Origin of the sequence: Bacillus sp. MSP13 (genome assembly GCF_000815295.1) — a bacterium.
Taxonomy (GTDB): domain Bacteria; phylum Bacillota; class Bacilli; order Bacillales; family Bacillaceae; genus Bacillus; species Bacillus vallismortis.
In genome coordinates this window covers 141,928-165,660 of record NZ_JXAQ01000002.1, presented here as the reverse complement: position 1 = coordinate 165,660, position 23,733 = coordinate 141,928, and the positions used below count along the sequence as shown (strand labels likewise).

Annotated in this window: 23 protein-coding genes and 3 pseudogenes; 12 read left to right on the top strand and 14 right to left on the bottom strand. The window is 45.4% G+C overall.

What is annotated here, in order from left to right; translation table 11 throughout:
• Nucleotides 1-18 precede the first annotated feature (18 nt).
• Nucleotides 19-219 (top strand): DUF3311 domain-containing protein, encoded by a 201-nt coding sequence (locus SC79_RS00940; RefSeq protein ID WP_039073472.1) that lies wholly within the window; start codon nt 19-21, stop codon nt 217-219.
• Nucleotides 216-1,685 (top strand): sodium:solute symporter family protein, encoded by a 1,470-nt coding sequence (locus SC79_RS00935; RefSeq protein ID WP_039073471.1) that lies wholly within the window; start codon nt 216-218, stop codon nt 1,683-1,685. Before SC79_RS00940 ends, SC79_RS00935 begins: the two co-directional genes overlap by 4 nt.
• Nucleotides 1,686-1,732: 47 nt before the next feature.
• Here the strand turns inward: SC79_RS00935 and SC79_RS19675 are convergent.
• Nucleotides 1,733-1,939, bottom strand: a pseudogene (locus SC79_RS19675) (excalibur calcium-binding domain-containing protein).
• A 116-nt stretch (nt 1,940-2,055) separates the two neighbouring features.
• Between SC79_RS19675 and SC79_RS00930 the strand changes: the two are divergent.
• Complete coding sequence (locus SC79_RS00930; RefSeq protein ID WP_039073540.1) at nt 2,056-2,955, top strand: SDR family oxidoreductase; 900 nt, start codon at nt 2,056-2,058, stop codon at nt 2,953-2,955.
• Between the two features lie 47 nt (nt 2,956-3,002).
• On the opposite strand, the gene comK is transcribed toward SC79_RS00930, so the two are convergent.
• Nucleotides 3,003-3,581, bottom strand: coding sequence for a competence transcription factor ComK (gene comK, locus SC79_RS00925; protein ID WP_010329287.1), 579 nt, complete (start codon nt 3,579-3,581; stop codon nt 3,003-3,005).
• 292 nt (nt 3,582-3,873) lie between these two features.
• On the opposite strand from comK, the gene SC79_RS00920 reads away from it, so the two are divergent.
• Nucleotides 3,874-4,107 (top strand): IDEAL domain-containing protein, encoded by a 234-nt coding sequence (locus tag SC79_RS00920; RefSeq protein ID WP_039073470.1) that lies wholly within the window; start codon nt 3,874-3,876, stop codon nt 4,105-4,107.
• A gap of 27 nt (nt 4,108-4,134) precedes the next feature.
• On the opposite strand, the gene SC79_RS00915 is transcribed toward SC79_RS00920, so the two are convergent.
• Nucleotides 4,135-4,992: an SDR family oxidoreductase gene (locus SC79_RS00915; RefSeq protein ID WP_039073469.1), complete on the bottom strand. Its 858-nt coding sequence runs from the start codon at nt 4,990-4,992 to the stop codon at nt 4,135-4,137.
• 111 nt (nt 4,993-5,103) lie between these two features.
• On the opposite strand from SC79_RS00915, the gene SC79_RS00910 reads away from it, so the two are divergent.
• The 4 genes and pseudogenes from SC79_RS00910 to SC79_RS00900 all read left to right on the top strand — a co-directional run bounded on the left by SC79_RS00910 (nt 5,104) and on the right by SC79_RS00900 (nt 8,838).
• Nucleotides 5,104-6,633, top strand: coding sequence for an FAD-dependent oxidoreductase (locus SC79_RS00910; protein WP_039073468.1), 1,530 nt, complete (start codon nt 5,104-5,106; stop codon nt 6,631-6,633).
• Between the two features lie 54 nt (nt 6,634-6,687).
• Nucleotides 6,688-7,314 (top strand): annotated as a pseudogene (locus SC79_RS21630) (protoglobin domain-containing protein); the annotation flags it as partial.
• Nucleotides 7,315-7,554: 240 nt separating this feature from the next.
• Entirely contained in the window at nt 7,555-8,070 is a 516-nt protein-coding gene (locus tag SC79_RS21625; RefSeq protein ID WP_371807362.1) for a methyl-accepting chemotaxis protein, read from the top strand.
• Nucleotides 8,071-8,256: 186 nt separating this feature from the next.
• The gene (locus tag SC79_RS00900) at nt 8,257-8,838 is read left to right on the top strand and encodes a histidine phosphatase family protein (RefSeq protein WP_039073466.1); all 582 of its coding nucleotides are present in this window, start codon (nt 8,257-8,259) and stop codon (nt 8,836-8,838) included.
• Nucleotides 8,839-8,870: 32 nt separating this feature from the next.
• Here the strand turns inward: SC79_RS00900 and SC79_RS00895 are convergent, their stop codons facing one another.
• From SC79_RS00895 to SC79_RS00885, 3 genes and pseudogenes are all read right to left on the bottom strand, one after another.
• Nucleotides 8,871-9,830 (bottom strand): ABC transporter substrate-binding protein, encoded by a 960-nt coding sequence (locus SC79_RS00895; RefSeq protein ID WP_039073465.1) that lies wholly within the window; start codon nt 9,828-9,830, stop codon nt 8,871-8,873.
• 245 nt (nt 9,831-10,075) lie between these two features.
• A complete protein-coding gene (locus tag SC79_RS00890) occupies nt 10,076-11,068 on the bottom strand; it encodes an NADPH:quinone oxidoreductase family protein (RefSeq protein ID WP_039073464.1) in 993 nt (330 codons plus the stop codon).
• A 71-nt stretch (nt 11,069-11,139) separates the two neighbouring features.
• Nucleotides 11,140-11,593 (bottom strand): annotated as a pseudogene (locus SC79_RS00885) (GNAT family N-acetyltransferase).
• A 438-nt stretch (nt 11,594-12,031) separates the two neighbouring features.
• Here SC79_RS00885 and SC79_RS00880 point away from each other — a divergent pair.
• A complete protein-coding gene (locus SC79_RS00880; protein ID WP_039073463.1) occupies nt 12,032-13,177 on the top strand; it encodes a S8 family peptidase in 1,146 nt (381 codons plus the stop codon).
• A gap of 38 nt (nt 13,178-13,215) precedes the next feature.
• Here the strand turns inward: SC79_RS00880 and SC79_RS00875 are convergent, their stop codons facing one another.
• Nucleotides 13,216-14,493 (bottom strand): M48 family metallopeptidase, encoded by a 1,278-nt coding sequence (locus SC79_RS00875; protein ID WP_039073462.1) that lies wholly within the window; start codon nt 14,491-14,493, stop codon nt 13,216-13,218.
• A 145-nt stretch (nt 14,494-14,638) separates the two neighbouring features.
• Here SC79_RS00875 and SC79_RS00870 point away from each other — a divergent pair, with 145 nt between their 5' ends.
• The gene (locus tag SC79_RS00870) at nt 14,639-15,034 is read left to right on the top strand and encodes a hypothetical protein (protein ID WP_039073461.1); all 396 of its coding nucleotides are present in this window, start codon (nt 14,639-14,641) and stop codon (nt 15,032-15,034) included.
• Nucleotides 15,035-15,073: 39 nt separating this feature from the next.
• Here the strand turns inward: SC79_RS00870 and SC79_RS00865 are convergent, their stop codons facing one another.
• The 4 genes from SC79_RS00865 to SC79_RS00850 form a co-directional block, all read right to left on the bottom strand.
• The gene (locus SC79_RS00865; protein WP_039073460.1) at nt 15,074-16,615 is read right to left on the bottom strand and encodes a fatty acid--CoA ligase family protein; all 1,542 of its coding nucleotides are present in this window, start codon (nt 16,613-16,615) and stop codon (nt 15,074-15,076) included.
• A gap of 117 nt (nt 16,616-16,732) precedes the next feature.
• The gene (locus SC79_RS00860; RefSeq protein WP_039073459.1) at nt 16,733-17,377 is read right to left on the bottom strand and encodes an SDR family oxidoreductase; all 645 of its coding nucleotides are present in this window, start codon (nt 17,375-17,377) and stop codon (nt 16,733-16,735) included.
• A 64-nt stretch (nt 17,378-17,441) separates the two neighbouring features.
• A complete protein-coding gene (gene lplJ, locus SC79_RS00855) occupies nt 17,442-18,437 on the bottom strand; it encodes a lipoate--protein ligase LplJ (RefSeq protein WP_010329274.1) in 996 nt (331 codons plus the stop codon).
• Nucleotides 18,438-18,449: 12 nt separating this feature from the next.
• Nucleotides 18,450-19,184 carry an MBL fold metallo-hydrolase gene (locus SC79_RS00850; RefSeq protein ID WP_039073458.1) on the bottom strand — a complete coding sequence of 245 codons (735 nt, stop codon included), beginning with the start codon at nt 19,182-19,184 and terminating at the stop codon, nt 18,450-18,452.
• A gap of 157 nt (nt 19,185-19,341) precedes the next feature.
• On the opposite strand from SC79_RS00850, the gene yhfH reads away from it, so the two are divergent.
• Nucleotides 19,342-19,479, top strand: a complete 138-nt coding sequence (gene yhfH / locus SC79_RS19670; RefSeq protein WP_010329272.1) for a protein YhfH — start codon at nt 19,342-19,344, stop codon at nt 19,477-19,479.
• A gap of 265 nt (nt 19,480-19,744) precedes the next feature.
• The gene (gltT, locus tag SC79_RS00845) at nt 19,745-21,034 is read left to right on the top strand and encodes a glutamate/proton symporter GltT (protein ID WP_010329271.1); all 1,290 of its coding nucleotides are present in this window, start codon (nt 19,745-19,747) and stop codon (nt 21,032-21,034) included.
• 36 nt (nt 21,035-21,070) lie between these two features.
• On the opposite strand, the gene SC79_RS00840 is transcribed toward gltT, so the two are convergent.
• The 3 genes from SC79_RS00840 to SC79_RS00825 all read right to left on the bottom strand — a co-directional run bounded on the left by SC79_RS00840 (nt 21,071) and on the right by SC79_RS00825 (nt 23,721).
• Nucleotides 21,071-21,478, bottom strand: coding sequence for an ASCH domain-containing protein (locus tag SC79_RS00840; RefSeq protein WP_039073457.1), 408 nt, complete (start codon nt 21,476-21,478; stop codon nt 21,071-21,073).
• Nucleotides 21,479-21,490: 12 nt separating this feature from the next.
• Nucleotides 21,491-22,531 carry a M42 family metallopeptidase gene (locus tag SC79_RS00835; RefSeq protein ID WP_039073456.1) on the bottom strand — a complete coding sequence of 347 codons (1,041 nt, stop codon included), beginning with the start codon at nt 22,529-22,531 and terminating at the stop codon, nt 21,491-21,493.
• Between the two features lie 413 nt (nt 22,532-22,944).
• Nucleotides 22,945-23,721 carry a YhfC family intramembrane metalloprotease gene (locus tag SC79_RS00825; protein WP_039073454.1) on the bottom strand — a complete coding sequence of 259 codons (777 nt, stop codon included), beginning with the start codon at nt 23,719-23,721 and terminating at the stop codon, nt 22,945-22,947.
• Nucleotides 23,722-23,733: the final 12 nt, after the last annotated feature.

Below are 23,733 nucleotides of genomic sequence, written 5' to 3'. Positions count from 1 at the left end.
AAACAGAAGGAGGATTCTATGAAACTGATTCACGTTCTCGCCGCTTTGCCCTTTATCGGAATCTTGCTCGGCATCCCTTTTGCTAATAAAGTGACTCCCTATGTGTTCGGCATGCCGTTTATTCTTGCCTATATCGTGATGTGGGCTCTTTTAACCTCTGCGTTGATGGCGCTTGTATATGTCCTCGACAACGAAAATAAAAAGGGGGAAGCGGAATGAACGCAGCTCTCATCATCATTTTCGGCGTCCTGCTATTGAGCATTTTTCTCGGCATACGCGCCCAAAAAGGGAAAGACATGAACCTTGAGCAGTGGACGGTAGGGGGCCGCGGCTTCGGAACCGTGTTCGTCTTTTTATTGATGGCAGGAGAAATTTATACCACATTTACATTTCTCGGCGGAAGCGGCTGGGCCTATGGGAAAGGCGGACCGGCCTTTTACATCATCGCCTACGGCTGTTTGGCTTACATCCTTTCCTACTGGCTTTTGCCAGCGGTTTGGATGTACGCGAAACAACATAAGCTGATGTCACAGTCTGATTTTTTCACCAAAAAATATAACAGTCCGCTGCTTGGCGTGCTCGTTTCATTGGTTGGCATCGCCGCTCTCATTCCGTATCTTGTGCTGCAGCTGAAAGGCCTCGGGCTGATTGTATCGGAAACATCGTATGGCAAAATCTCTCCGGCCGCCGCCATTTGGATCGGCGCCATTTCGATCACGGTTTATGTTATGGTATCCGGCATTCACGGGTCTGCTTGGATATCGGTTGTCAAAGATATCATGATTTTGGTTGTCGTTTTGTTTTTAGGTGTCTATCTGCCAATTCATTACTACGGCGGTTTTCAAGACATGTTTCAGCAGATTGAAACGGCAAAGCCGGGCTTTCTTACGCTTCCCGAAACAGGGCAAAGCACGGCGTGGTTCAGTTCAACCGTACTCTTGACAGCACTCGGGTTTTATATGTGGCCTCATACGTTTTCCGCTTCGTATTCAGCCGAAAACCCGAAAGTCTTTCGCAAAAATGCCATCATCATGCCTCTATACCAGCTGATCTTGCTCTTCGTCCTTTTCGTCGGCTTTGCGGCTATCCTGCAAGTTCCTGATCTGAAAGGCGCAGACGGAGATCTATCGCTCTTGAGACTGTCTCTGCAAACCTTTGACCCTTGGTTTGTCGGGATCATCGGCGCTGCCGGACTGCTGACCGCGCTTGTCCCAGGGTCTATGATCTTAATGTCCGCCTCCACGCTGTTTGCAAAAAATGTGTACAAAGTGTTCGCGCCCCGCACAACAGAACAGCAAATATCAGCGCTTGCTAAGTTTTTAGTGCCGGTAATCGCGCTGATTTCAGTTTATTTTACGTTCAAAGGCGGACATACCATCGTTACACTGCTATTGATGGGCTACAGCCTTGTCACACAACTGTTTCCCGCACTGCTGTTCAGCCTGTTCAAGCATCATATGGTGACGAAGCAAGGAGCCTTCGCCGGCATCATTGCAGGTGTCGGAGCGGTTTCTTATATTACATTGACAGAAACGACGATCGGCACTTTATTTCCGGCGCTGCCGCAGGCCGCAAAAGATGTAAATGTCGGCATAATCGCCCTGTTGCTGAACATTGCGGTCATGGCAGCAGTAAGCTTTGTGACAAGAAAAGAGAAAAGCACCGCGGCTGATCAGGCGGCATAATCAATAAAAGCAAAAGCATTTCTGGCTGTCAGATTGCTTTTGCTTGTTTAACGTTCGCAGGCGATATAATCTTTGTCGCGGTCTTTCTTTTTATTGGCATCATAAAGCGCCTTAGAGACGTAAGGCTTGTACTACGTTTTTCCGCCTTTATTTTTCACCTTCGACGAGCGGGCCACCCCGCCTTTGTATACTTTGTTTAACTCCTTGCAATTCTTATAGACCTTCACCTTTGTTTTGGCTTCCGCCACATGAATGGAAGAAGGGCTTGTTTTTTCAAGCCTTTCACGTCAAACTGCCAAAACATGTTTTTCTGAAAATGCTCAGGGGTACACATACGAATGTACACCAAACAAAAAAAGGAGTGTTGATGATGTCTGATTCAAATCTTAGCAATCCTTCAACAGCATTTTTTCATGATGAATTCCCTGAACAATATCAAGAGCCGCCCGGCCTGCAGCAGAACATGAAGCCCGTGCCTGATTGCGGAGAAAAAAGCTACAAAGGATCGGGTAAACTAACCGGAAGAAAAGCGCTTGTCACCGGCGGCGATTCCGGTATCGGCCGGGCTGCCGCGATTGCATATGCCCGGGAAGGCGCCGATGTGGCCATTAACTATTTACCCGCGGAACAGCCTGATGCTGAAAAGGTGAAAGAATTGATAGAAGCAGAAGGCCGAAAAGCAGTGCTGATTTCCGGAGACTTGAGCGACGAATCCTTCTGCCAGGATTTAGTCAAACAGGCGCATCAGGAACTCGGCGGCCTGGATGTGTTAGCGCTGGTTGCCGGCAAACAGCAAGCCGTCGAAAACATCGAAGATCTGCCTACTGAACAAATGTATAAAACATTTGAAGTGAACGTCTTTTCCCTTTACTGGGTTGTAAAAGCGGCGCTTCCGTTGTTGCCGGAGGGCGCATCCATTATTACGACCACCTCAGTTGAGGGCTACAACCCGAGCCCGATGCTGTTGGATTACGCAGCAACGAAAAACGCCATTATCGGCTTTACAGTCGGCCTGGGAAAACAGCTGGCTTCAAGGGGCATCAGAGTGAATTCAGTAGCGCCTGGCCCAATTTGGACGCCGCTGCAAATTTCCGGCGGACAGCCGACGGAAAACATTCCGAAATTTGGCCAAGGGACGCCCCCATCCCCATTAAATCGCGCTGGGCAGCCAGTGGAATTGGCCGATGTTTATGTATTCTTAGCTTCAGAGAATGCAAGCTATGTGACCTCCCAGGTATATGGCATCACCGGAGGAATTCCGACAGCCTAAAGCAGGAGAGAAGGAGCTGCCCTTATCGGCCAGCTCTTTTCTATTTTCTAATACCGCTCCCCCAACTCACGCAAAATAAAATCATAAATCATCTTCGTCCGCTCTTCCTTCGGGTACAGCATAAATTCCTGCCGTTTCGGCACGCGGTGTTCGACTCTGTCTTGGAATTTGGTTCTGAGCCATGCTGTCCGGTATACCTGGTTCTCGAACGAATTACAGGAGATCGGCAGCTCCATCGTTTTCCCGTTAGAAAACGTCACTTCCGTATCGTCGAATTCAGTCGGTTTGAATTCTTTCACATGCACATGGGAAATCCAGCCGCATTGGGGTCTTGTCGAAGAAAGTGTAGGGAATAAAAAGATTTGGTTCGAAGGGTCCACCATGATCGGCGGTTTGTGTGAAATTTTTGTTACTTCATAAGTTCCAGCTTTTCTTCCCGCATAGCTTGATCCAAAAAACCGGCAACTTCTGTCGACAATTTGCAGCGGTTTCATGCTGACGTAAAACACGCAGTCTTTTTCAATAATTTTGGAACAGATTTTGCCGTCGACTTCTTCTGGCAGCACAGCAATTGTTGCGCCATTCACTTCATACGATTCTAAAGGTGCGTCTGTTTTCTGACTCATATTATGGCCTCCATCCTTTTTCTGCAAAATTTATACTAATAATCTATCATCTGTTTTTATAAAACGACAGGTTTTTTTACCAAATAAGCTAAAATCATCTTTTAATGATATTTATTAGTACTAAGTAACTAGTAATAAACCGGTTTTACATGTGTAAGATCAACCGATTGACGGCATTTTGCAGGATATGTCGATAGATTGCCAAGCATTAGTTGTCTAAAAATTATAAAAATTTATTGATTTTTTCGACCGTTATCCATATACTATAAAAAAGGCATTGGGGGGATTCTTTATGAAAGAGAAAAAATCGTACACTGAGCTCATGAAGTCCCGCAACACGCAAAAAACAAAAGAATTTGATGTCACAATGGCGGATGTCTATATTCAAATGGTGCTTGATGAATCCTTATATAAGCGTCGGCTGGCTATGCTGACGGACCAAATCAACAAAGCCTTGGACGAAAAAGATAAAGATGCGTTTCTTACGCTCTCTAAAGAATATGCAGCGCTCAAGCAGAGCGAATAAGCCAATCCTCACAGGATTGGCTTTTTATTACCCATTCACAATTGTTCCGCCATTGACGTGAATCGTCTGTCCCGTGACATAGGTGGAATCGTCACTGGCAAGGTATAAATAGCTTGGCGCCACTTCCACCGGCTGTCCCGGGCGTTCCATCGGCACGTCTGAACCAAACACTTCCACTTCCTTTGCGGAAAAGCTGGCGGGGATAAGCGGTGTCCAAATAGGGCCCGGCGCTACTGCATTGACTCGTATGCCCTGCTGAACAAGCGACTGGGAAAGGGACCTTGTAAAGGTAACGATCGCGCCTTTAGTCGCTGAATAATCGATTAGCTTTTTATTGCCTTTATAAGCGGTAATTGAAGCGGTATTAATGATAGAACTTCCCTTTTTCAAATGAGGCAGCACCGCCTTTGTTAAGTAAAACATAGAGAAAATGTTCGTTTGGAAGGTTCTGACCAGCTGGTGGCTAGTGATTTTTTCAATGCCGGGCTGGACATGCTGCTCAGCTGCATTGTTGACCAATATATCAATCGATGGAAACGCTTGGCTTACCTGCATGACAACATCATTGCAAAACGCTTCATCCCCGATATCTCCCGCAATCAGCAGGCATTTTACCCCTTCCTTTTCAACATACTGCTTTGTCTCCTCGGCGTCCTGGTGCTCATTCAAATATACAATGACTACATTAGCCCCTTCTTTTGCGAATAACACCGATACAGCGCGTCCGATTCCGCTGTCTCCTCCGGTTATGATAGCGGTTTTGCCCTCTAATTTTCTCGCTTTCTTCGGCTTATCAAAAACCGGACGCGGATCCATAAGATATTCTAAACCCGGCTGCTGGTTCTGGTGCTGAGGCGGCAATGTTTTCTTTTTTTGATTCGCCAATGAAATCACTCCTTTTCAACCCTATTATGTTATGAACAATGCCTGCTTCCTATGTATGAAAAGAGATAATATGGAAAAATTAAGAATAAATCAGATTGGAGGTATCATGGCTTGTCTAATCCATATTTTGCAAAAGAAGCACCTGAAACATACTGGAAAACATCAACTGACCTGCCTTCTTTTCCGGCGCTTCAAGAGGATACGGAATGTGACGTCACTATTATCGGAGGCGGGATTACGGGAATCACAACGGCGTATGAACTCACGAAGAGAGGCTTCCGTGTCGTATTGATTGAAGCCAATCAGGTTCTCAACGGCACCACTGCCCATACAACAGCTAAAATTACCGCCCAGCATGACATGATATATGATGAGTTTATCCGCAATTTCGGATTGAATCATGCAAGGCTTTATTATGAAGCCAATCAAAACGCAATAGATTACATAAAAGGCATTGTGGATGAACATCAAATTGATTGCGAATGGACTGAACAAGATGCATATCTTTACACAGCAAAAGAAAACGCTGTGAAAAAAATCCGCACTGAACATGAGGCGTACACAAAGCTTGGCATTGAAAGAGACCTTATCAAGGACCTTCCGATTCCTTTAGGTTCTAAGCTGGCGCTTGTCATGAAGAATCAAGCCCAATTTCATCCGCTGCAATACTTAAAAGCGCTTCTGGAGCAGATCGTTCAAAAAGGCGGACGGATCTATGAAGAAACCGTTGCGCTTGATGTCAAAAAAGGCGAAAGGCCTGAAGTGATAACCAAAAGCCGGCACGCCATTAAGAGCCGCTTTGTCATATGCTGCTCCCACTTCCCTTTTTATGACGGAGGCGGATTATATTCTGCGAGAATGTACGCTGACAGATCCTATGTCCTCGCCATCAAGCCGAAGATCGACTATCCCGAGGGCATGTATTTGAGTCTCGATCAGCCGTCAGTGGCGCTCCGCTATACCCTTGTAAACGGAGAAAAACTGATTCTCTTCAGCGGAGAAGGCCATAAAACCGGCCAGGGAAAAGACATGTCAGCACATTACGAATCACTGAGAAAAGCGGCTGAAAGCACGATCGGCACCGAAAGCATCCCTTATTATTGGTCCACCCAGGATCTTGTGACAATCGACAAAATACCGTTTATCGGGCCGATGTCGGAACATGAGGACAATATTCTTGTAGCGACCGGGTTCAAAAAATGGGGCATGACGTCATCGGGTGTCGCGGCCACTCTATTGTCAGACCTTGTGGAGAAAAAAGACAATCCATACGAAAGCATTTTCACGCCGTCCCGTTTCCACCTGAATCCCGGACTGCAGAAAGTGATCTCTTATAATGCCGATGTCGCCAAGCATTTCATTAAAGGAAAGCTCGAAAAGCCTGACGTCCAGTTTGAAGAGATCGCGCCGGGTGAAGGAAAAGCCGTCACCATCAACGGCAGACGCGCAGGGGCATTCCGAGATGAAACAGGCTGCCTCCATCTCGTCGATACGACGTGCACCCATTTAGGCTGTGAGGTCGAGTGGAACGACGGCGAGCATACATGGGATTGTCCGTGCCACGGATCGCGCTTTAAGCCAACAGGAGAAATTGTTGAAGGTCCAGCCATCAAACCATTAAAACAAATAGACCTTGATTAAACCGTTCATTTTAGTGAACGGTTTTTTAAATATTTTTCATTTTCATCTTCATTCATGTTTCTCTTGGCCGATAAAAAAGAAAAAGGCTTAAAAAGCCAAAAAATGAAAATTATATTTTTCCCAAGGGGGATCATTGTATTGTTATTTAAAAAAGAGAGAAAACAAGAAGCAGCTTATTTTTCTGAGTCAAACGGACAGCAAAAAAACCGCGTTCAGCTCACAAACAAACATGCGGATGTCAAAAAACAGCTCAACATGGTCAGATTAGGAGATGCCGAGCTTTATGTTTTAGAGCAGCTTCAGCCATTAATCCAAGAAAACATCGTATACATCGTCGATGCGTTTTATAAAAACCTTGACCACGAAAGCTCTTTAATGGACATCATTCAAGACCACAGCTCAGTTGACCGCTTAAAACAAACGCTAAAACGGCATATTCAGGAAATGTTTGCAGGCGTTATCGATGATGAATTCATTGAAAAGCGAAACCGAATCGCCTCCATTCATTTAAGAATCGGCCTTCAGCCGAAATGGTATATGGGCGCCTTTCAAGAATTGCTTCTGTCAATGATTAACATTTACGAAGCGTCTATTACAAACCACCAAGAACTGCTGAAAGCGATTAAAGCGACAACCAAAATCTTGAACTTGGAACAACAGCTTGTTCTTGAAGCGTTTCAAAGCGAGTATAACCAAACCCGAGATGAACAAGAGGAAAAGACAAACCTTCTGCATCAAAAAATTCAAGAAACCTCTGGATCGATTGCAAATCTGTTTTCAGAAACGAGCAGATCTGTTCAAGAGCTTGTGGATAAATCTGAAGGCATTTCTGAAGCATCCAAAGCAGGTACAGTGACATCCAGCACCGTTGAAGAAAAGTCGATCGGCGGGAAACAAGAGCTTGAAACCCAGCAGAAACAGATGAACAAAATTGACACGAGCCTTGTCCAAATCGAAAAAGAAATGGTGAAGCTCGATGAAATCGCACAGCAAATTGAAAAAATCTTCGGCATCGTCACAGGCATTGCTGAACAAACAAACCTTCTCTCGCTCAATGCTTCGATTGAATCCGCCCGCGCCGGTGAACACGGCAAAGGCTTCGCCGTAGTGGCCAATGAGGTGCGGAAACTTTCTGAGGACACGAAAAAAACCGTCTCGACCGTGTCTGAGCTCGTGAACAATACGAATACACAGATCAACATCGTCTCAAAGCATATCAAAGACGTGAATGGGCTGGTCAGCGAGAGCAAAGAAAAAATGACGCAAATTAACCGCTTATTCGATGAAATCGTCCACAGCATGAAAGTCAGCAAAGAGCAATCAGGCAAAATCGACATCGATTTGCAGGCCTTCCTCGGAGGGCTTCAGGAAGTCAGCCGCGCCGTTTCTCACGTGGCCGCCTCTGTTGATTCGCTTGTTATTCTGACAGAAGAATAAATATCAAAACCGGTCTGCCGCGCAGCCGGTTTTTTTCTATAAACCTCATCATTGTCTGCCGCTGCGGCCATCGCAGCGGAATCGGTCTTGCTTTATGATGTATCATGATGGCATAGGCTTTTTCATAGGATGAGCGCTTTTGATTTAGTATAATAGCGATATGACCAAAGTCAGGAAGGGGATTTTATGACAGCCGTTTGCTTAGTAAGACATGGAGAAACCGATTGGAACCTGCAGCAAAAATGCCAAGGCAAAACCGATATCCCGCTGAATGCGACAGGTGAACGCCAGGCAAAAGAAACCGGAGAATATGTGAAGGATTTTTCGTGGGATGTCATCGTGACGAGCCCGCTGAAAAGAGCGAAAAGAACCGCCGAAATCATTAATGAATATCTGCATCTTCCGATTGTCGAAATGGATGATTTGAAAGAGCGCGATTACGGCGACGCAGAGGGCATGCTGCTGGAAGAACGGAAAAGGCGCTTTCCGGACAACATCTATCCGAATATGGAAACAGTAGAAGAACTCACTGACAGGCTGATGGGCGGTTTGGTCAAAGTCAATCACGCGTATCCAAACCAAAAGGTGTTAATCGTCGCGCACGGCGCAGCGATTCACGCACTTCTGACGGAAATATCCGGCGGTGATCCGGAGCTGCGGAGCACGCGCCTCGTCAACGCCTGCCTCAGCAACATTGAATTCGCAGAAGAGAAATGGCGGATTAAAGACTATAACATCAACAGCCACTTATCCAGCTTTATCAAATAAGAAAAAGACAGGCCGGCGCCTGTCTTTTCCTTTTATCGCATCTCTTGCTGAAGCTCATCCAAAATGGCATCCGCTCCTTCTACACTGCGGCGCAAAGACCACACGGCGCGGTCCACGTGGTACACATGGCCGTTTTTCACTGCCTTCAGCTTCTTCCAAAGCACATTCTTTTCGATCGGGCGTTTGCCGTCTGCGTCAATGTCATCTGTTTTTCCTGTCATCAGAATGATGACATCCGGATCTGTTTTCAGCAGCTGCTCAAGTGTCATTTTCATATTCACTGAATCGCCGCCGTTGCTAGATTCGTTGTTATCTGACGTGCTGATCGCATATTGATAACCGACCTGTGTTAAAAGTCTGGATGTAAAGAAATTTTCATCTCTGGCCATAATCGTATCGTTCGTATTTCCAATTAAAAGCACGGTCTCGCCTTTAGCACTGATTTCCCGTTTTGTCTCATTCAGTTTTTCCTCATGCACCGTCAGCTTTTTCTCCATTGCCTTCTCCTTGCCGACCGCTTTTGCAATCGTAAGTGAAACATCAATGGTATCTTGGTAATCAGCGTTTAAATTGTCAAGCGCGATCGTCGGCGCTATTTTTTTCAGCTGGTCGTATACCTTCTTATGACGGGTCGTGTCGGCAATAATGAGATCGGGTTTTAATGAAGCGATTTTTTCCATGCTTGGCTGTGAACGAGTGCCGACAGATGTGTAGCCTTCTATATTCTTCAGGACTTCCTCGTTCATCAACTGCTTCGCTTTATTGTCATCCGCCACCCCGACAGGTGTTATGCCAAGATCAAGAAGCGTGTCGATAAAACCAAGCTCAAGTACAACAACCCGCTTCGGATGCTCTGGCACATTTGTCTTTCCTAAATCGTGTGTTACCGCCACGTTATGTTCTTTGCTGTTTTGATTACCGCTTGAAGACGAGCAGGCCGCCGTTAAAACAAATAGAAGCAAAACTGTAAGCATAATCAGTGCTCTTTTCATATGGTCAAGTCTCTCCTGTATGTAGTTTCTAAGAATAAGATATCCAAGAAATAGTATAGCACGCAATGAGAATCATTATCACTAACTTTTTTACATTGAGGAGAGAACGTTCAGCTTCCATGTTCACTGTCATGTAGCAGGACGATCATAGGAAGAGATGAAAATCAACGGCAGTACACCAGATGAACATCATGTACACAAAAAAGCTTGCAGAATAGTCTAGCTTTCTCTGCAAGCTGATTCAGTTAAAGCTTTACAATGATTCTTCCTTGAATGCGGTTTTGCAAAATATCATGCAGCGCAGCCGGCGCTTCTTCCAACGATACTTCCCTATCCACAATGGTCAGCAGCTGATCAGGTTTTAGGTCAGAAGACATACGCTCCCACACAGCGGCTCTGACATCCATCGGGCAGTACACTGAATCGATTCCGAGCAGGCTGACCCCGCGAAGAATAAATGGATACACCGTTGCAGGAACTTCTCCCCCGCCCGTTAAGCCGCTGACTGCAACAGATCCGCCATATTGGATTTTGCTTAAAAGCGAGGCAAGCTGTTTCCCGCCGACAGGATCAACCGCTCCCTGCCATTGCTGCTTGGACAGCGCCTTAAGCGTTCCGTCATAGACATCTTCCCTGCTGATCACTTCGCTTGCCCCGAGCTTCTTCAAATAATCAGCCGCCTCCCGGTTTCCGGTGCTTGCCGCCACATCATAGCCCCGCTTGTTCAGCATCGATATAGCAATTCCGCCGACACCGCCGGTTGCCCCTGTGACTAGCACGCTCCCTTTTTCCGGAGACAGGCCGTTCTGTTCAAGCCGATGCACCGATAACGCCGCAGTAAATCCCGCTGTTCCGTTCACCATCGCTTCTTTCAATGACAGATTCCGGGGTAAAGGCACAAGCCAGTCACCAGGAACTGAAGCATATTCACTTAATCCGCCATCGCGGGAGACACCGAGCTCATAGCTTGTCGCAATTACTTCATCCCCCTCGGCAAAACGCGGATCATTGGAAGAGACCACTGTACCCGCTGCGTCAATGCCCAAGATAAGCGGATACTCTCTGACGATATTGCCGCCTGCTTTTCCGGCCAGACCATCTTTATAATTGATGCCGGAATAAGCAACTTTAATCAGGACACCGTCTTTCGGCAAATCCTCTGTTGACATGGTTTTCACATGGACTGAAACATCATTGTCATGTTTCTCTGCCATCAATGCTTGAAATAACGTTGACATTCGGCACACTCCTTTTCGTTTATATCGTAACCGAAGAACGTTCAAAAAACCAAATCATCAGTCTTCCATTTTCATTTCGCCGGCACATTGAGGTGATAATGGACAAATGCCATTTCCTCTTCATAGCCCTTTTGCTCATATCAACTCCTTGCCGTCCGGTTGTGGCGTTCCGTCTGAAGCGATAAACGGTTTGCCCCGTTTTCCGCAGCAAAATCCTTTGCGGCAGACAGCAGCTGCCCGCCGGCTCCCTTTGTCCCCTCATGGGGAGCGACGAATAAGTCATTTACTATGTACATGTTTTTCATAGCCACAGAAGAAAACGTTGGCTAGAGCTGGGTAAAGCCTATGAATTCAATTCTCCATTTTCTTCTGCTTCAAAATAATAGACTCGTCATTTTCCAGACGCGCTTTCAAAAAAGCCTCTGCTCCTTTCAGATCGGACACCTGTTTATAAAATTCCCGGTACTTGTTAAACAGCGGCGCAATGGCTGCTGCACCTGATGTCTTTGCTTGGCGAATGTTCATCTCATTTCTTTCTTCCTCTCTATAATCGTTTCATTCTATCTTTAGTAGAATTTTCTGCAAAGTTCATTTTTCAGAATACTTTTATCAGCATACCGAAAAAATATCACGATAATATCCATTGATCTTCCAAAAAGATATGCAGGTCATACGAACGAATTTTTCCGACAGGAATTTGCAAAGACTCAGGAGCATTTAACTGAAAAAGCATAGCATTTCAGCATAATGAACATTTACTCATGTCTATTTTCGTTCTTTTCTGTAAGAAATTAGTTATTTCGAGACTCTATAGATATGGAGAGAGATGATATACCTAAATAGAGATAAAATCATCGCAAAAAAATAGGTCTACTAAAATATGATTCCATCTATTACAATAAATTTACAGAATAGTCTTTTAAATAAGTCTAGTCTGAATTTTACAAAAGGAGAGGGTAAAGAGTGAGAAACAAAAAATTGTGGATCAGCTTGTTGTTTGCGTTCACGTTAATCTTCACGATGGCATTCAGCAACATGTCTGCGCAGGCTGCCGGAAAAAGCAGTACAGAAAAGAAGTACATTGTCGGATTTAAACAGACAATGAGTGTCATGAGTTCCGCCAAGAAAAAGGATGTTATTTCTGAGAAAGGCGGAAAAGTCCAAAAGCAGTTTAAGTATGTTAACGCAGCAGCAGCAACATTGGATGCAAAAGCAGTAAAAGAATTGAAACAAGATCCGAGCGTTGCATATGTGGAAGAAGACCATATTGCACATCAATATGCGCAATCTGTCCCTTACGGCATTTCTCAAATTAAAGCGCCGGCTCTTCACTCTCAAGGCTACACAGGTTCTAACATAAAAGTAGCCGTAATTGACAGCGGAATTGACTCTTCTCATCCTGACTTAAACGTCAGAGGCGGAGCAAGCTTCGTACCTTCTGAAACAAACCCATACCAAGATGGCAGTTCTCACGGCACACATGTAGCCGGTACGGTTGCCGCGCTTAATAACTCAATCGGTGTTTTGGGCGTAGCGCCAAACGCATCGTTATATGCAGTAAAAGTTCTTGATTCAACAGGAAACGGCCAATACAGCTGGATTATTAACGGCATTGAGTGGGCTATTTCCAACAAAATGGACGTGATCAACATGAGCCTTGGCGGACCATCTGGTTCTACAGCGCTGAAATCAGTCGTTGATAGAGCCGTAGCCAGCGGCATCGTCGTTGTTGCTGCAGCCGGAAATGAAGGCACTTCCGGAAGCGCAAGCACAATCGGCTATCCTGCAAAATATCCATCTACCATTGCGGTAGGTGCGGTAAACAGCAGCAACCAAAGAGGTTCATTCTCAAGCGTAGGTCCTGAGCTTGATGTGATGGCTCCTGGCGTGTCCATCCAAAGCACACTTCCTGGAGGCACTTACGGGTCTTACAACGGAACATCAATGGCGACTCCTCACGTTGCCGGAGCAGCCGCGTTAATTCTTTCTAAACACCCGACTTGGACAAACACGCAAGTCCGTAATCGTTTAGAGAGCACTACAACATACCTTGGAAGCTCTTTCTATTATGGAAAAGGGTTAATCAATGTCCAAGCAGCTGCACAATAATATCAAAAAGAAGCAGGTTCCTCCATACCTGCTTCTTTTTATTTGTCATGATCCGCTTCTCTCTCATTCTCTTCTTTTTCCGCGTGTTGAATCCGTTCCATGATTGAAGGATGGCTGCCTCTGAAGATTTTCACAAGCACCGGAGGATCAACCTGGCTCAGTCCCGTCACGGCCAAATCCTGAAACGTTTTGACAGCGGCTTCCCTGTTCTCCGTCAGCTCGATCCCATACCGGTCAGCCTGATTTTCTTGATAACGTGAGACCGCATGAGAAAAAGGCGTGACCGCAAAGCTCAACACAGACACCAAAAGCAATAACAGCGGCAGCGCTGCAAGGTCATGCCGTCCCTCTACATGAAACATGCTGCGGGTTAAACGGACCATCCGCTTATAAAGCTTATCAATGACATAAAATCCAGCGAGCGACACGAGCAAATAGCCAGCCAGTCCGATATAGACGTGCTTCATGACATAATGGCCCATTTCGTGACCCATAATAAAGAGAATTTCTGAATCATCAAGCTTGTTCAGTGTCGTATCCCACAATACAATCCGTTTGTTGGCTCCGATTCCTGTGACATAGGCATTAAGCGCATTTGTTTTTTCAGACATATTCACTTCATATACATGATCAGCCGGAATCTCGGCTTCCTCTGCCAGCTCTAAAATCTTGCTTTCAAGCTCTTTGTTTTTCAGCGGATAAAAATCATTATATAAAGGATCGATCATGACCGGCTGAATAAAAAACAGAAACAGCGAAAACGGCACAGTTAACAGCCAAGCATATAACCACCATTTTTTTTCATGCCTTTTAATCAGCCAATAAAAAGCGAGAACGCAAAGTGTAAAGATCGGAAAGCTGATCCAAAAGTCTATGACCTGATCCTTAGCCCAGCTGGCCGCTGTCTGCGTGGAAATGTCATAGTCAAGTGATACTTGATAGCCGATCCAATCTAAAGGCAGCGTCACCAACGTTGTGATCAGCGAAAGCACAAACACAAAACCAATGATCTGCAAAAAACGAAAAGGCACGGCGGCTTCCATCCATCCTTTGATTTTCTTTGAAGCGCCGCTGACCAGCAATACAAAGAACAGAAACCAATCAAGAGGAATCCCGATAAAAAACAAAAAATGTTTTACATTCGAATACTGCTCGGCCACTGCCAATTCAGACGGCTTCATGAAAGAAGCCGGATCAGCCTGCGTCCCTTTCACGGCCTCCGGCACTGCGGCATCACCGGACAGGAAAAAATACCAATAAAAAAACAGTCCGTACAGCACGTAAGCAAGCCCTGCCGCCGCAATCCACTTGCGCATAACGCCTCACTCCTCACATCAACCGGTTACTTCTATTGTAATCATAAATTTAAATTCTTAGAACCAAGCTGTATGCCGTACTTTTCCTCCCTTTTAAGCATGGAAAGCCCAATCAATGGGAAAAATAGTGTTTGGAGTGATGCAAATGAAAAAAATCGTGGCAGCCATCGTGGTTATCGGCCTTGTGTTTCTCACATTTTTCTATCTTTACAGCCGGTCAGGCGATGTGTATCAATCTGTAGACGCGGATTTGATCACGCTCTCTTCAAGCGGCCGGGAAGATATCGAAATCGAAAAAAGGCAGAACGTCAAAGATATGCTCGACATTATGAATCAGGGAAAACAGCTGAAGACAGAAAAGACATCAACCCCTGATTACGAAGGGACAATCAAGTTTCATAAAGACCGGTACGACTCATTCAGACTATGGGTTGACGGCAGCCAGCAAGCCGTTTATTTGAAGGATGGCACATACTACAAATTAAGCAAAAGAGACACAAAGGCGCTGCTGAACATTGTGAAAAAAGAAGCAAAGGATTGAAAATGAAAAAGCGAAGCTTCGCCGCTTCGCTTTTTCGTATTATTGGGGCAAAATGTCTCTTAGCGCCCGCCTGAGCATTTTCCCCGTCGCGTTTTTCGGAATGTCGTCAAGAAACGTTATGGCGGCAGGCCGTTTATATTTTGCCAGATGTGTTTCACAGTGCTGCATGATGTCCGCTTCTGTTACGCCAGAACGTTTCGGTACAATATACCCCTTTACCGCTTCTCCGCTTTGAGGATCCGGCACCCCGATGACAACCGCCTCCTTGACATCAGGGTGGCGGTACAGCACTTCCTCCACCTCACGAGGATACACGTTATATCCTCCGACAATGATCATATCTTTTTTCCGGTCAACGATGTAAAAATAGCCGTCCTCATCCCGTCTCGCCAAATCCCCCGTATAAAGCCACCCGTCTTTTAACGCATGCTTTGTTTCCATCGGCATTTTATAATAGCCCTTCATCACATTGGGGCCTTTTACGATCAATTCGCCGACCTCGTGCTCGGGCAGCTCGCGCCCGAGCGGATCTACGACCTTGTTTTGGACATGTAAGATACTTGTCCCGATGGAGCCCGGCTTTCTGCCTCTGTCAAAAGGGTTAAAGCATGTGACGGGTGAGGCTTCCGAGAGCCCGTAGCCTTCCAAAATAGTCACGCCGAATTTTTCTTCAAACGCCGTCAGCAGCGCGACTGGCATGGCAGCCCCTCCCGAAATGCACAGCCGGATGGAAGTAAAATCATCTGTTTTGCCGTTTTCATGCTGAAACAAGTAATTATACATCGTAGGCACACCGGCAAAAATGGTCGCCTGCCTCTCTTTCACAAGCTGAAATACAGATGCCGGACTGAATTGAGGTTCAATCAGGACTGTTGCGCCGCTCATCAGCGGGGCATTCATGCAGACCGTTAAACAAAACACGTGGAACATCGGAAGAGCGCAGACGACATTGTCCTTCTCATCCATTCCCAAATAGCCGGCGACATCGTTGGCATTGCTGTACAAATTCTGATGGGTCAGCATCGCGCCTTTTGGTTTTCCGGTTGTTCCTGACGTGTATAAAATAACCGCGGTATCATCAGGGACCAGCTTCGGGCTTTGTCTAGCGGCAAATGTCGGACGCGCTATTTTTGCAAACGTTGTCATTTTCATTCTGACCTCTGGGTCTGAAGCTTCCGGCTCTGACTCTCCCGTTTGGCATAAAATAACGAGCTCCACCTTAGGCAGTGATTCATGCATGCTTTCATACAGCGGCAAAAGCTGAGCTACACCCACGATCGCTTTTACATCGCCATTTGTCAGCATATAACCGATTTCTGTCGGCGTATACATCGGATTGATAGGCACGGCCACGATCCCGGCCTTTAACGCACCAAAAAACGAGATGACAAAATCCGGTGAATTGCCAAGCAGCAAAGCAAGGTGGTCTCCTTTCTCCATACCGGCTTCCTGAAGGCCGTCCGCAAATCGCTGAACGCTTTCATTCAGCTCCTGATACGTCATCATACGATCCTTAAACCTGCATGCGATGCTGTCGGGCTTCTTAGATGCTGTCTCTTCCAATTTCGAAACGAGATTCATTCTCCCACCCCTTAAAGTGAATGAATAGTCATTCATTATTGAAGATAAGCTTTCCCCTTCATTATAGAGAAACAGAAAAAAACACTCAAGAGCAAAAAGCCCCGAGTGTCAGTACTGTTATAGTTTCTTTAATGCTTCGGCAATCGGCGTATCTCCTTCTGTCAGATCAAAGGCCCGATTTTCCGTATTGGTTTCATCTAAAGAGGCAATGACTGTTTTCGCCACGTCCTCACGAGAAATGTATCCCCGCTCCAAATCGGCGGCGGCTGAAACAGTTTCCGTTCCAGGCTCATTTCGAAGGCCTCCCGGACGGATAATCGTATAGGTTAAACCGCTTGCTTCCAAAATTTTATCAGCATAATGCTTGGCCGCATAATAAGGTTTAAGTGATTCATTCCAATTTTCACGGTTGTGGGCTTGCAGGGCGCTAACCATGATAAACCGCTTGATGCCCGCGATATCCGCAGCTTCAATGGCTTTTGCCGCTCCGTCCAGATCCACCAGCAGCGTTTTATCATAGCCTGTGCTGCCGCCGGAACCCGCTGTGAAAATAATCGCGTCGCAGCCTTTCGCCGCGGCGGCGATTTCTTCCGGGCTGCCTTCCAGATTCGCAAGCACAGCTTCTGCACCGGCAGCTTCAAGAGACGCTTTCTGTTCTTCTTTTCTGACCATCGCTCTGACAGAATAATCAGGATTGTCTCGGAATAAAGAAACGAGTCTTTGTCCGATTTGTCCGTTCGCTCCGATTAACAACACTTTCATGTGAATCCCTCCTGCCACCATTATTTCAAAAGCACAACCGCTCTTTCAAACAATGTGTTTGGCCTTAATAAATCAGATCAAGGAAATCCTCTTTCGTAATGTTCCCAAAGTAATGCTTGAGATTCACATCTTCCAGCACATCAGCAATGACGCTGCGTTCATATTGTTTTCCGACCAGCAGGTTTTCGATTTCAGATACATCACCGACACCGAAGAAGTCTCCGAAGATTTTGCAGTCCTCAATTTTGCCTTTCTTGACTTCCAAGCGCAAATCAATCGACCCGATCGGATAACGTTTTGAATGATTAAGGTTAAATTTCGGCGAGCGGCCGTAGTTCCAATCCCAATTCTGATAACGCTCTTTCGAAATTTGATGAATGACCTCCCAATCTTTTTCCGTCAGCTTATACTCCGGCACATTTTGGATGTCATTTGTATTAAAAATATACCGAAGCAAATGACTGCGGAATTCCTCGGTGGTCATTTTCTCATGAAGAAACTCACTGATGTTTGCCACGCGGCTTCTGATCGATTTGATGCCTTTTGATTCAATTTTATCCTTTTTCACCTTTAATGCTGACACAACATGATCAATGGCTGAATCAAACATGAGGGTGCCGTGGCTGAAAATACGTCCTTTTGTCGAAAACTGGGCGTTTCCGGATATTTTCCGGCCATCCACTACAATGTCGTTGCGGCCGCTCAATTCCGCTTCAACCCCAAGCTGATGCAATGCCTGGATCACCGGCTCAGTGAACTTTTTGAAGTTATGAAAGCTGTTTCCGTCGTCCTTTGTAATAAAGCTGAAGTTTAAATTCCCCAGATCATGATAAACAGCGCCCCCGCCTGATAAACGGCGGACAACGGTAATCCCGTTTTCCTCTACGTATTTTGTATTGATTTCCTCGATTGTATTTTGGTTTTTCCCAATGATAATAGACGGCTGATTCACATAAAAAAGCAAATACTGTTGTTCAGGGTCTAAATGCTTTACACAGTACTCCTCGATAGCAAGGTTGATCTGCGGATCATTCATATTTTGATTGTCGATAAATAACATGGTGCTCCTCCTTTATCCTTCCCACACAAAACCTGATGTCGCAATATTCACTTCGCCGTTAAAAACGGTTTTCGTTTCTTTGCGAAGATTGTCATGAACGCCGAAATGAGGCAAATGCGTCAACAGCAGTTCTCGCGCCCCCGCTTCTTTTGCAATTCGCCCGGCTTCCAGGCTGTTCATATGGCCTGCGCTTGTCCCATCTTGATCAGCATAAAAATTACATTCAGAGATCAATAAATCGGCATTTTCCGAAAATGGGATAAATGAATCCTGGTAGCTGGAATCAGCGGTATAAACGACAGTATGGCTGCCGTCAGTAATGCGCATGGCATAGCACGTCACCGGGTGAATCGTTTTTAAAAAGGTGATCGTAAACGGACCGGCAGTCAGCGGCTGGTTTGGCTGATAGGCGATCCCTTTCGTATGTGTTTTATATGTAAGCTTTTGAAACTGTTCTATATCAGCATCATGTCCGTAAATCGGGAGCCTATGCTCGCCTTTGCCGAGAAACGAACCGACCTGCTTGGCAAATTGCAGCGGCCCGATGTCTGCGATATGGTCATGGTGGTAATGAGACAGAATCACCGCATCCAGCTTTTCAGCCGGCACATAGTTAAACAGCTTCGATAATACGGCACTGCCGCAATCAACAAGCAAAGAGTAATCACCTGACTGAAACAAATAGCCCGACGTCGCTTCATTGACGGCCGGAAAACCGCCATAGCATCCGATAACTGTAACTTTCATCATGTCCTCCTCTTTTCTCTAAAAAATTGATCCTCCTTCAATATACCCATTTTTCTTTAAAAAAGCATGTTTTAAACATTGTATCAAAACAGTTATTGATTTTTTGAATCTGTTATATTACAATGAAATCACTACAAAGAGGAAAGAGGGATTGGTTATGCTTGGGAAAATCACAGATTTTTTTAGAAACCTGCCTTCGAAAAAGTGCGCGGAATGCGGAAAAAAAATAGAAGAGCAGCATGAGTGTTATGGCAATACTTGCAATGACTGTATAAAAGTTAACGATTTATCATGAAGCGAAAATCCCGCGCAGCACGCGCGGGATTTTCTTTTAATTCATAATTCTTTATATCGAGATAATAGTCAGTTTAGGTCAAAGATCACCTGTTTTTAGAGAATTATGGTGATTTCAGTCCCAGTTTACAATATTATTTATTTTCTAAATATAATTTACTATAGACGAATTCATTTCCTATCTATTATAATTTGATCTAATAGTGAGATTAAATATATGTCAATTCATGATATATGTTGATACTTTGTTTTTTGGGAGGTAATCTATGAAAAGAATGAAGTTTGGATTAGCCACACAAATATTCGTTGGACTTATTCTAGGTGTCATTGCAGGCGTTATTTGGTACGGCAACCCAGCATTGCCTACTTACCTGCAGCCAGTCGGGGATCTCTTTTTACGATTAATCAAAATGATAGTGATTCCTATTGTTGTCTCTAGCTTAATCATCGGTGTAGCCGGAGCAGGAAATGGAAAGCAAGTTGGTAAATTAGGCTTCAGAACGATTCTGTACTTCGAAATCATTACGACTTTTGCCATCATTCTCGGACTCGCACTTGCAAACATCTTCCACCCGGGTACAGGAGTTAATATACACGAAGCTCAAAAATCAGACATCAGTCAATATGTCGAAACTGAAAAAGAGCAAAGTAATAAAACAGTAGCTGAAACGTTCTTACATATTGTACCGACAAACTTCTTCCAATCCTTGGTTGAAGGAGATCTTCTTGCCATCATTTGCTTTACGGTGCTATTTGCATTGGGTATTTCCGCGATCGGCGAAAGAGGAAAGCCTGTATTAGCCTTTTTTGAAGGTGTATCCCATGCCATGTTCCACGTTGTAAATCTCGTGATGAAAGTGGCTCCATTCGGTGTTTTCGCGCTTATCGGAGTGACTGTGTCTAAATTCGGGCTCGGTTCCCTTCTTTCTCTCGGAAAGCTTGTCGGATTGGTGTATGTCGCACTTGCTTTCTTCTTAATTGTCGTGTTTGGGATTGTCGCAAAAATTGCCGGCATCAACATTTTCAAATTCCTTGCTTACATGAAGGACGAAATCTTACTGGCGTTCAGTACGTCCAGCTCTGAAACCGTTCTTCCGCGCATCATGGAAAAAATGGAGAAAATCGGCTGCCCGAAAGGCATTGTGTCATTTGTCATTCCAATCGGATATACGTTTAACTTAGACGGTTCCGTTCTCTATCAATCGATTGCCGCGCTGTTTTTGGCACAGGTATACGGTATTGATTTGACGATTTGGCACCAAATTACGCTTGTCCTCGTCCTAATGGTCACATCTAAAGGGATGGCTGCCGTGCCCGGTACTTCTTTTGTCGTCTTGCTGGCGACACTTGGCACGATCGGCGTTCCGGCTGAAGGACTTGCCTTTATTGCCGGCGTAGACCGGATCATGGACATGGCACGCACAGTTGTCAACCTGACTGGTAACGCACTAGCTGCCGTTGTGATGTCTAAATGGGAAGGCATGTTTAATCCTGCGAAAGCAGAAACCGTCATGTCCCAAGCAAAAACAGATCAAAACGCAACCATTTCCGGTTAATGAAAAGCCTGCGGGGTTCGTGCCCCGCAGGCTTTTTTAATCATGAACAAGCTCAAACAGCTCTGTCAACAAAACGGTATCCTCATTCAGCTCTAGTTCACCGTTTTGGATCAGCTCCGCCCATGCCATCAGATGGTCTTCCTGAAACTCCTCAATTCGATCTTCATTTCCCTCTCCTTTGACTACCCTCATATCAGGCGCTCCAAAGGTCGTTTCAAATACATCTGTCACTTTTATATTGCATCTCGGATTACCATCCTTATCACAAACGGTCACAAGCTGCCCCGCTGTTAGATACACTTCACTCAATTCATCTTTGGAATATAATGATTTCGGCGCGCACGTGGCTGTTTTTTCGCCGGCTAGGATTTGCTGAATCAGCTGTTCCCCCAAGCCTTCATCACCGTCCCAGCCAAATGTGCTTTTCAGCTCACAAATCTTCATTCGCCCTCCCCCTTACACCATTTCTGACTGTACATAGTAATACAGAAGCTTGGCCGTATGGCGAAGAGATGATTGATGAGTGCGTTCAAACGCATGCGAGGCGTCAATTCCCGGCCCGATCAGGCCATGTACAATATCATGCCCGGATTTAATCGCCGCTGACGCATCCGACCCATAGTATGGATAAATATCAAGCTTATAGTCGATATGATGCTTCTCGGCTAAATGGACTAAATGCTTTCTCAGCTGATAATGGTACGGCCCGCTCGCATCCTTCACACAGATGGATACTGTATATTCATCTGTCGCCTGTCCGTCACCGATAGCCCCCATGTCGACCGCCAAATATTCGACTGTTTCAGGAGGAATATTCGAGTTGCCCCCGTACCCGATTTCTTCATTATTTGAAATCAGAAAATGAGTTGTATACGGAAGCTCAATGTCTTCTGTTTGAATGTGATGGATTAAGCGCAGCAATAAAGCAACGCTTGCTTTGTCATCCAAGTGGCGCGATTTAATAAATCCGCTTGATGTGATCTCGACGCGGGGATCAAACGACACAAAATCTCCCACGCCAATGCCGAGCTCTTCTGTATCTTTCCGGCAGTGAACAGGCTCATCCAGGCGGATCTCCATATTCTCTTGATTCCGTTCAGCTTTTCCTGCATCCTTGTAAACGTGTACCGACGTTTGATGCATTAAAATGGTGCCTGTATACGTTTTTCCCGAGGCGGTCTCAATTTGGCAATACTCCCCCTCAATCGAGTTGTAGCGGAAACCGCCGATCAAATCGATTGTCAGCCGGCCGTCAGCTTTAATTTCTTTCACCATAGCGCCGAGCGTGTCAACGTGCGCCGTCAGCATGCGGTGCCGGGATGTGTCGCGGCCTGGAAGGGTGGCAATTAAGCCGCCCTTATGATTCCGAACCGTTTCTACCTTCCATTCTTTTAAAAGGGTTTCAATATAATTGATCACCTCATATGTATTTCCTGTGGGACTTGGAATTGATACAAGTTCTTTAATGAGCTCCATCGTTTTACGTACGGACGTCATCGGGCATTCCTCCTTTTAGATTCCTATTTAAAATATACTCTTTTCCCGAGGGACCCGTCCAATCTTTTCCTATCAATCTCTCATATGCTGTAGAGAGCATGGGAATAGGAGGGATATCTATGTGCTGTCGTCATTCACATGAACGGAAACATCATTGTCACGATTGGTTTGATGCGTTTTGGTTCTTTGACGAGTGGTTCGATAAAGATTTCCACGACCCTTGCAAGAAAAAGAAAGAATGCCATGACCCTTGCGAGAAGAAGAAAAAGAAACACGATTGTTTCTCTTGTAAAAAACACAGACACTGTTGCTGCCATTGGTAAAGACTGAATCAGAAATATTCTGTTAACCCATGCTTCAGGTATATTTCTATCTGCATTTTTCCAAGCGGGCTTTGCTGCTGCTTGGACTTTTTATTGAAACAGCCTTTTTGCTTTCACAATCCAATAGACTGATACGGCAGCTATAAGAGCAATAATGATTTCAACAGCAGCGGCATGTTCGATGATTCTTTTTTGGTATAAAACCGCCGGTACATTAAAGAGCGCATGGAAAAGGATAGAAAACAGCAAAAACTGCGGCTGGCGGCTTTTAACCGCATACAGGACAACCAGGGACAACCCGATTTGGACAGCAATCGCACTGATTCTTTCTATTCCGCCCAGCAGCCATTCATACGAAGGCGTATGCAGCAGCTGTTCCTGAATCGGCAGAAGCGCCTGCTTGATATCATCATTGATGAAAAGCTGTTCAAATGTTCCGCTATTGATCGCAACTGCATAGACAATAAGTGAGATAGAGGACAAGCCTGTTATCAGGATGGCCTCAAGCCCGCCATGGCCTGCTCCGAAAGCCAGTCCATCCGCCCAAAAATAATGGCGTTTCATCAAAAAACGCATCATGATATACCTTCCGCATTCCTCAAAGATTCCGGCCATCAAGCAGCCGTAAATGCCATACCACAATGGGTTTCGCATAGCTTCTTTTGTCACTTCATTCACTTGCAGCACATAAACATGAACGCCGCCCTCCAACAGCTGAGCAAAAACAAAAAACGTGAGGGCGCCGATAAAAAACACCTTTAGCGAGGAGCCGTACTGACGCTTAAACCATACGATCAGTCCGATCGGCAACAAAAACGCAATAGCCCCCGATACTGCCATAAAGATTACTGCATCTTGACTGACCATTGTTCAGCCTCC

Bases quoted from the DNA above. Each gene is read 5' to 3' on its own strand.
- SC79_RS00825 (WP_039073454.1), bottom strand. From the start codon at position 23,721: ATGGTCAGTCAAGATGCAGTAATCTTTATGGCAGTATCGGGGGCTATT.
- comK (WP_010329287.1), bottom strand. From the start codon at position 3,581: ATGAGTCAGAAAACAGACGCACCTTTAGAATCGTATGAAGTGAATGGC.
- SC79_RS00835 (WP_039073456.1), bottom strand. From the start codon at position 22,531: ATGACGTCCGTACGTAAAACGATGGAGCTCATTAAAGAACTTGTATCA.
- SC79_RS00935 (WP_039073471.1), top strand. From the start codon at position 216: ATGAACGCAGCTCTCATCATCATTTTCGGCGTCCTGCTATTGAGCATT.
- SC79_RS00890 (WP_039073464.1), bottom strand. From the start codon at position 11,068: ATGTCAACGTTATTTCAAGCATTGATGGCAGAGAAACATGACAATGAT.
- SC79_RS00895 (WP_039073465.1), bottom strand. From the start codon at position 9,830: ATGAAAAGAGCACTGATTATGCTTACAGTTTTGCTTCTATTTGTTTTA.
- gltT (WP_010329271.1), top strand. From the start codon at position 19,745: ATGAAAAGAATGAAGTTTGGATTAGCCACACAAATATTCGTTGGACTT.
- SC79_RS00865 (WP_039073460.1), bottom strand. From the start codon at position 16,615: ATGAATCTCGTTTCGAAATTGGAAGAGACAGCATCTAAGAAGCCCGAC.
- SC79_RS00850 (WP_039073458.1), bottom strand. From the start codon at position 19,184: ATGAAAGTTACAGTTATCGGATGCTATGGCGGTTTTCCGGCCGTCAAT.
- SC79_RS00860 (WP_039073459.1), bottom strand. From the start codon at position 17,377: ATGAAAGTGTTGTTAATCGGAGCGAACGGACAAATCGGACAAAGACTC.
- SC79_RS00930 (WP_039073540.1), top strand. From the start codon at position 2,056: ATGTCTGATTCAAATCTTAGCAATCCTTCAACAGCATTTTTTCATGAT.
- yhfH (WP_010329272.1), top strand. From the start codon at position 19,342: ATGCTTGGGAAAATCACAGATTTTTTTAGAAACCTGCCTTCGAAAAAG.
- SC79_RS00940 (WP_039073472.1), top strand. From the start codon at position 19: ATGAAACTGATTCACGTTCTCGCCGCTTTGCCCTTTATCGGAATCTTG.
- SC79_RS00920 (WP_039073470.1), top strand. From the start codon at position 3,874: ATGAAAGAGAAAAAATCGTACACTGAGCTCATGAAGTCCCGCAACACG.
- SC79_RS00875 (WP_039073462.1), bottom strand. From the start codon at position 14,493: ATGCGCAAGTGGATTGCGGCGGCAGGGCTTGCTTACGTGCTGTACGGA.
- lplJ (WP_010329274.1), bottom strand. From the start codon at position 18,437: ATGTTATTTATCGACAATCAAAATATGAATGATCCGCAGATCAACCTT.
- SC79_RS00840 (WP_039073457.1), bottom strand. From the start codon at position 21,478: ATGAAGATTTGTGAGCTGAAAAGCACATTTGGCTGGGACGGTGATGAA.
- SC79_RS21625 (WP_371807362.1), top strand. From the start codon at position 7,555: ATGAACAAAATTGACACGAGCCTTGTCCAAATCGAAAAAGAAATGGTG.
- SC79_RS00900 (WP_039073466.1), top strand. From the start codon at position 8,257: ATGACAGCCGTTTGCTTAGTAAGACATGGAGAAACCGATTGGAACCTG.
- SC79_RS00870 (WP_039073461.1), top strand. From the start codon at position 14,639: ATGAAAAAAATCGTGGCAGCCATCGTGGTTATCGGCCTTGTGTTTCTC.